6 protein-coding genes are annotated in these 7,773 nt (G+C 52.8%); 5 read left to right on the top strand and 1 reads right to left on the bottom strand.

Annotated features, from left to right (window positions below; genetic code table 11):
• The 5 genes from CA13_RS13480 to CA13_RS13455 all read left to right on the top strand — a co-directional run.
• A partial coding sequence (locus tag CA13_RS13480; RefSeq protein ID WP_419194303.1) for a hypothetical protein occupies nucleotides 1-524 on the top strand: 524 nt, incomplete at its 5' end.
• Nucleotides 525-1,075: 551 nt separating this feature from the next.
• A complete protein-coding gene (locus CA13_RS13475; protein ID WP_146397436.1) occupies nucleotides 1,076-3,832 on the top strand; it encodes a winged helix-turn-helix domain-containing protein in 2,757 nt (918 codons plus the stop codon).
• 1,463 nt (nucleotides 3,833-5,295) lie between these two features.
• Nucleotides 5,296-5,613: a hypothetical protein gene (locus CA13_RS13465; RefSeq protein ID WP_146397433.1), complete on the top strand. Its 318-nt coding sequence runs from the start codon at nucleotides 5,296-5,298 to the stop codon at nucleotides 5,611-5,613.
• 66 nt (nucleotides 5,614-5,679) lie between these two features.
• A complete protein-coding gene (locus tag CA13_RS13460) occupies nucleotides 5,680-6,423 on the top strand; it encodes a mechanosensitive ion channel family protein (protein ID WP_146397431.1) in 744 nt (247 codons plus the stop codon).
• Nucleotides 6,383-6,856, top strand: coding sequence for a mechanosensitive ion channel family protein (locus tag CA13_RS13455; protein WP_419194302.1), 474 nt, complete (start codon nucleotides 6,383-6,385; stop codon nucleotides 6,854-6,856). The genes CA13_RS13460 and CA13_RS13455 overlap by 41 nt, the downstream gene beginning before the upstream one ends.
• 122 nt (nucleotides 6,857-6,978) lie before the next feature.
• Here CA13_RS13455 and CA13_RS13450 read toward each other — a convergent pair whose 3' ends face one another.
• Nucleotides 6,979-7,614 carry a DUF3124 domain-containing protein gene (locus tag CA13_RS13450; RefSeq protein ID WP_146397427.1) on the bottom strand — a complete coding sequence of 212 codons (636 nt, stop codon included), beginning with the start codon at nucleotides 7,612-7,614 and terminating at the stop codon, nucleotides 6,979-6,981.
• Nucleotides 7,615-7,773 lie beyond the last annotated feature (159 nt).

The following is a 7,773-nucleotide window of genomic DNA, read 5'->3' as shown; positions in this document are numbered from 1 at the left end:
GGTTTTTGGCGTCGCCTCGATCTGGGAGGAGTGACGAAGACTCGCTTCGCTCATCGTATCGAGTGTTTGTGGGAAATGGCTTTAGAACCCCTCCCGAAGGGAGGGGTCGAGCGAAGCGAGGGGGAGGGCAAGCATGGATTTATCTACTTTGGTCTTCAGCGATGTCGATCCCGCTCGATTCGTTGGCGATCAGCTACACTCGACAAACCGCCGGGGCGTTTGCTGTACTCGTATTCCAAGTCAACTTGCCGATCATCCCGATCGCGACGCTGACCACGCATCCCCAGCACGGTCGCCGTATCGTTACGCTCGTTTGCTGGCTCGACGAGTTGTCTGCATCACACCGCCCCTTTCGCCGTTTCAAACCTTCAGCGTCATTTCATGGGGACCGATTACTTCTATCTCGTCCATTTCAGGTGATGAGTGATTCCTCTGACTTTTTTACTATCAGTGGGGCGGCAAAGCGAAGTGATGCGGAGTTCGTAGCAACTCAACCGACGCAATCGTTCTTGACCCTGAGATAACCATGGAGCTTTCAAACGACTCACCATTGGATCAATAACCACCCGATGAGGATTTCGGTTCATCCATGGAAGGCCGCGCGTGTGGGGTCAAACGACAGCATCAAAGCACTGGAGTCATTGGCGACATGGAGCGGATTTTAAAATCGGCAGTGCGATAGTTCGCAGAGAAAAAACGCTGAGACGGAAAGAAGAGCTCGGATTTTGAGACGGTGAAGCGGCGAAGAGAGTGCGACCAGACGTGGCCGCGACCTCAAAACGCCCCAGATATGGTGTTTTTCCATTGGCCAAGCATGGCCTGTGATGACTCTCAAGTTTCGAACTGGCGGGGCATTGTGTGCCAGCCCAAGTTGTACCGGTCTCGATGGAATCGTCTCTTTTAAGGCTTGGTACACTGTCGAGTCGCACGAATTGTGACTTAACTCCAGTGGATAGACCGATTGTGATCGGCTCGGTTATGATCGTTGGGTCCGACCAAGAGTGTGTCTTGCGGTCAGAACCGACAGGGGACGTGTCTGAGTCAGGGACAATAGAATACGAGTGTTTCGAGAAGCATGGACCATCCGCCCGCCGCGACGACGATCCTTCGAACCAAGCTACGACCACCGGTGGAAACGCGGGGGCTCATCGCTCGTCCGCGACTACTCGGGCTGTTGGAGCGGAATCCTCGTCGCCCGCTGACGGTCGTGTCGGCGCCGGCAGGTTATGGAAAAACGACCTTGGTAACGCAGTGGTTGGAGGACATCGAAACCCAGCCGGCCTGGCTGCAATTGGATGAAGACGACAGCGAACTGAGGACGTTCCTGAGTTACTTCATAGCCGCAGTCCAAGTCCGCTTTCCAAAAGCCTGCCCTGCTACTGGTGCTGTGCTGGAGGCGGCGCAATTGCCTCCGGTGTCTCTGCTCGCGGATACTTTAAGCAACGATTTGGATTCAGTGCCGGAGCCTTTCGTTCTGGTGCTGGATGATTACCACCTCGTTTCCAACGCCGAGATTCATGAATTACTCGATGCCCTGATGCGGTATCCTCCCCGCCCGCTACACCTGGTCCTGGTGACGCGACACGATCCGGCAATGTCTTTGGCGTCGCTGCAGGCACGTGGCTGGTTGACGGAAATTCGGCAGGATGATCTCCGTTTCACGAAAACAGAAATGAAGGCTGTCCTGCGCCAGATGGCGGATCTATCGGTACACGAGGCGACGTTGGACCACCTGGAGGAGCAGTTGGAGGGGTGGATTGTCGGACTGCATCTCGTCGGTCTCGTGCTCCGCAACCAACCGGCCCCCGAAGCATTTCTCATTGGTTTGAAAGGTGGCTTTCAGCAGGTCTATGAGTATCTTTCCGAACAAGTGCTCGGGGGACAAACAGCGGCTGTGCGACAAGGCCTGTTGCAGACGTCCGTGTTAAACCGCTTTTGCATTTCCCTTGTCGAGGCCGTCTGCACTGACGCAGAAGACCCCGCCGCGACAATCTCTGGTGAGGACTTCATTCAACAAGTCCAACTAGCCAATCTGTTCGTCGTCCCCTTGGATTCGCATGACGAGTGGTTTCGCTATCACCATCTATTTCAGGACCTGCTTAAACGTCAACTCGAGCGATCTTATCAACCGAGTGATATTGCAAGCTTAAACTCGCGCGCCAGCGAATGGTTCGAATGCCAGGGATTGATCACCGATGCAATCGAACATGCGTTGTCGGCCGAAGATGCTGTACGGGCTGCCGAGATCATCGAGCGATATCGGGGAGAAGAGTTCGCAGCTGATCGCTGGTACACGGTGGAGCATTGGCTCGCGATGCTTCCGGCGGACGTCCGACAACAGCGACCTAAGTTACTAATGACGGAGGCGTGGATCGCGATTTGTCGATTCCAAGTCGCACGCATTCCGATGATTATCGAGCAGGTCGACGTCTTGTTGCGTGAGCAGAAGGTGGAGCCAACCGTCTTGGGAGAACTCGCCTACTTCCGCGGTTTTCTTGAGTATTGGCAAGGGCATGCCGAGTTGAGTCAGCAGCACTTCAACGAGGCACTGTCAAAGCTCAAGGGCGAGAAAACCCCTTACGAAGGTGAGGCTGAGTTGTTGCTGGGGCTGGCGTTTTGCATGGAGGGGAAAGAGAGATTGGCTGTCCAAAGATTGGAAGAGAAGATCGAGCGGCTCGACCCTTCCCAAAACCAGCTGAAATCACGTCTTGTCGGCGGCTTGGCTTTCATTCATTCGATCTGCGGTGACCTGCGTCGCTCTCGACTTGACGCACAACGTCTACAGCTTGTGGCCAGTAAACTCCGCATACGCAATACCAAGGCCTGGGCCTCTTACCTGCAGGCTTGCAGTCACCTGAATGCCGGCGAACTTGGTGCCGCGACCAGTTGTTTCGCAGATGCCGCAGAGTTGAGATACGTGTTGGAAGCCAGGGCGACCGTCGATGCGCTGGCAGGCTTAGCCCTCTGTCAACAACTTCGACAATTGGAGGACGAAGCCGACGAGACGGTGAACCTGTTGCAGGAATTCACCCGGGACTTGAACGAACGTCAATATCTGTCGGTGGCCAACTCAATTCAGTCCCGTCTTGCACTGTTACGGGGCGATTCGACGCAAGCCTTGCAGTGGGCTCGTTCTGCCAACGAAGAAGCGATCCCCTCAACGCTGTTCCTCTGGTTAGAAGCCCCACCGATGACTCAAGCGAGAGTCTTGATCACCGCTGGATCGAAGCGAGATTTAGCAAGAGCGATTCAATCCCTGGAAGCGATTCGTGCAGTGAGTGAGTCTTGTCGATTCACCTGCCAGACGATTGAGGCTGCCGTGCTGCAGTCCGTCGCACTGGACAGGCAAGGACTAACCGAAGACGCGTTTGACGCACTTGACGAGGCGCTGGCACTCGCCGAAAAGGGAGGATGGGTCCGGCCCTTCGTCGAGTTGGGCCAGCCGATGGCTAGCCTGCTCCAGCGGGCACCCCTGGAAAACGTCTCAATTGAATTCGTCGATCGCCTAATGGACGCCATTCCGGAAATCCCGAAGGCAGAGGTGTCCAAGTCATCGGGCCAGGCGAGGACGAACGCTGCCGTCGTGCCATCGGTTCCTGCCGGCGCGGAGGCAACGTCGGGCACAGATTCTTATGTTGAGCCGTTGACTAATCGGGAACTTGAAACACTGCAACTGCTGGCCGAGCGGCTTTATGACAAGGAAATCGCCAAGGCACTCTCGATTTCGGTGTGGACGGTCAGGACGCACGTGAAACATATCTTCGAAAAGCTGCACGTCAGCAACCGACGGCAAGCAGTTGTCAAGGCCGAGGAACTTGGTCTGTTGAAGTAGGGTCAACGGCACCACTGACACTGAGTGTGGAATCCTGCGCCTTCGTCGCCGCGCAGAAAGGCCTAGTCGGCGTTCTTGAGCCACGAAAACTTAGACACGGTCAATAGCGGGGGCGTTCTGCGCGGTCGCGCGACGGACACAGGTCATTTGCTTCGATTAATGAACTGCGTCCCCTTACTTTTTCCCGTCCCTTACTTTTCCCCAAACGAACCTTGCAGAGTCATTTTGTGAATAATCCAAATGGATTTGTCGCGCCAAACAGAAACGAAACCATCGCTGGCGAACCAGACTCGGCATCCGCCTAGCCGTCCCGATCGGCCAATTCTCGCCGCCAAAAATAGAACGAAGCTTCGGAGAACACCCTCGCCGACAAAACACCCGCGCCGACAATCCACTGGCCGCGTGCGTATCCACGACCAACCGCTAAAACTCTTCCTTCTCTACCGACCACTGCAAGCGTGCCATCATTAGACTCCCAAACGAAAGGAAACAAATTCCTCCAATCTAAGCCACCCCGCAAGATGCACTTCACCGTACGCTCACGTTACAGCAACTCCTGGGACTGGACGGAAATGTCAACAAGTACCAAATCACCTCGGTGCGCGAACAATTCCCGTCAACTTTTGCACGAACCCAGAAAGAAAACACTGAAGTTACGATGCGCTCACTTGGGCAAGCATCAGTGTTTCTATCTCAGGGAATTGAAGTTCCTGATCGCGACATCAAATGTGGAGCGGCACGGACGACGTGTAAACTTGACGGATCTCTGTTCGATTGGAACCAGGTTTTAGGCAATTTGTTCCGTGTGCGATGCTGCAAGCGTAAGCCGCAAAACTCACGACTTGTGGTGAAATACCGTGGTTACTGATTTTCCGTGGCAGACTGTGATACGGCCACAATAGAAACGCTTCGGTTGTTGACCACTGTATCCGGCCTTCAAGGCATCCGGGCAGGAAGAGATGTTAACGCACCCGTCGAAGACTATTTCTGCAGGCCGATGAATTTCTGCAGGCCGATGAATACGTACAGTTCATCAGGACATATGAGCTGCATTTGACACCGTTGAAGCAACCGAATATGCCGTACTTGGGCTCGCACGGTTAGGATATTCGCGACGCATCGGTCGTGGTAATTAAGGGTGCATTCCTATCGAGCAAGATGTTTGTCGAAAAACCGAGCAACCTCCTTTTGCGCATCGCGTGATTCGGGAGCATCGGCCAAAGTTGCGGATATATAGTCGCCATGTGACTGACCTTCATAAACATGGAGATCGGCCTGTGCCTTCGCTTTTCTTAGCGCGCGGTGCATGCGGATGGTATCGCTGAGAAGAAGGCCTATCGCATTGCGGGCGAAAACCGTCCGGCAGTGGAAACAAATTTCTAATGCAACAAGCATTTCGTTGCCTGAACCTAGGAAATACGTCGCCTGAGCTTGGTCAGAATCGTGGATTTGAGTCGTCGTTGATGCTCAAGGAAAATCTCGATCGGGTTGAGCTACCTTCACTTGAAGAAATACCGGCGGATGAAGAGATTGAGCAAAGGGCTAAAGATGAAAAGAGCCCACTCGAATTTTGGACCATCCCCAACACTGAATTCCGAATTGGTCGGGTCAACGAGGGTCCGCGGCGCGGCGAATATCTTTTTGCTGAAGAAACCGTTCGGAGAATTCCAGGTTTCTACGAGCGAGTGAAAAACCTTCCCTACAAGGAAGGTGCTACGAGAAATATCTTTGCAGCATACCAGTTGACGCCTGGATCAGGTTTGGATCTGACGTGGGAATAAAGAATCCCAGATTGGACCCAACGTGAATACGCTGGCCAAGCGATCTGGCAATGGCTGGCACTGGTGATGACACTAGCGCTGATTTTCATCGTTTGCGTGGTATTGATCAAGATTGGCAGAGCTCTGGACCAACGTAGGCAACAGGAGCCTGAACTCGAAGATGAACAACCGATCAATAAAACCTCTTCGGGTTGGACCACTCTGTTTTTGTTGGCCTGCACGATGCTTGCCGGCATCGCTTACCGACTTATTGACGACTATCTGAATATTACCGGGACGGTACGGGAGATCACGTTATTGGTCCTTACGGTAGCAATCGCATATTTCATTTGCCGAATGACCATGCTGCTTATTCTGGGAATCGGGGAAGTCATGATTTGGAGCCGGATACTTGCGTCCAAATGTGCTGCAAGCCAACTGATCCGTTTGTTCAGCCGGCTAGTCGGGTTGATTGCCGTGGTTGCAATCATCGTCTACACGGCGCAACTGATTGGTTTGCCCGCCTATTCAGTGATAACCGGCTTGGGCGTGGGTGGTTTTGCAATTTCGTTTGCTGCGCAGCAAACGCTTTCAAACATGATGGCCTCGTTTGCCATCTTGATCTCACGCCCATACGAAATTGGTGATGTCGTCAACATTGAAGGCAATGAAGGAACGGTCGTCGGAATCGATTTTCGCAGTATACAAATTCGGGCGTTTTATGATTCGATCGTTGCAATCCCGAATTCCAAGTGTGTTTCTGCGACGATTGACAATACGGGGAACGCGCGTGTTTCGACGAACCAATACCCTGCTGACGATCCGTTATGATACGCCGCCCAATCGCATCGAAGCATTTCTGGAAGGAATCAAAAAGATCATTCAGACCAATCCAACGACGCGTAAGGACCAGTTCGACGTCTACCTGAATGACTTTGGTCCTGATGGCCACAACATCTTGCTTTACTTTTTTGTGAAAGTTCCTGGGCGGGCCGAGGAGTGGTTGCAACGTCATCGGATTTTGTTGGAGATCGTTCGTTTGGCTGCGTCGCTTGATATCGCATTTGCTTTTCCAACGCGTACTCTGGAAATCGATACGATGCCTGGCCAGTCAGAACGGCCGATCTATCCTGACTCAGCCAATGCTGAACTCAAGCGAATTGCCGAGGAATACGGTGCGGGAGAAAATGCCAAGCCAGAAGGGCTCGGTATTTTCACTGCACCTAACATGCAGCAGGCAAGTCCAGATTCCGAATCATCGTAGTTTCTGAACCGTTGTGATTTGACAAAGGCAAACTGTCAATCTGATTCGTGTGGTGTCGCCCATTCAGTTCGTAAACAACTGGCACATCGCCACAGACTTGAGCAAGAAATTTTGTGGTTCTGCTACTCGGTTTGGTCGCCGTCACTGGTGCTCGATATTTCAATGCCCATCCGTGAGAAGCAAATTCCCTGGGTGCCCGATGTGCCTACCATCACTGCTTCTACCAGCGGTTTGTCGGTCTCGCGTTCACTCAGCCATTGGACAATGAAATTTGCGCCCGATCCGCCGGTGGAGTCCCGACGCTCCACGAGGAATTCAATTGTTTGCAATGGGCTCAGCTTGATCATCTGATCTAGATGAGTTTTGACCAGTTTCCCGTTGGTGTCGAAATACTGGACGGTCGTTAAATAAATGACCTGGTCTGGATTGATATTCCGAATACTGAGCGTGGTTTCCAGTGAGTAAGGCGCACCGCCTTGGTAATAGACATGCGAATATACCGGCACATAAACCAGTTGCCGGACCCGCAGTTTGTCGACGTCGATATCTCCCGCAGTATAATTCTCAAGATTTGGCGGCTGATAGCTGCGCGGCGGAACATACTGCATTTTGTCCTCGACCTGATCGATTCGATAATCGAGGTACCAACTGAAAACACTGACGCCGATCAGCAGTAGCACGGGTCCAAGAATCAAAAGAAACGTTCCCTTCTCATGCAACCAAGGAAACCGGCCAGGGTAGTTCTTGTCTTGATTCATTTCAGCTCTCGTAGGCAAAGGCAGGCACGCTGCCCACTGTGAACGGGTTTGATGACACTGTAAAACAATCGTGAAGAGAAACGTTTGTCAGCTAAACAGTGTAGAACCCGTTATTCGGGTTGGCCAGTTTCACGGGTTCAATTTTTAGCGAGACTAAGA

Source organism: Novipirellula herctigrandis (assembly GCA_007859835.1).
Classification (GTDB): Bacteria; Planctomycetota; Planctomycetia; order Pirellulales; family Pirellulaceae; genus Novipirellula_A; species Novipirellula_A herctigrandis.
This window is presented reverse-complemented; position numbering and strand designations above follow the sequence as displayed.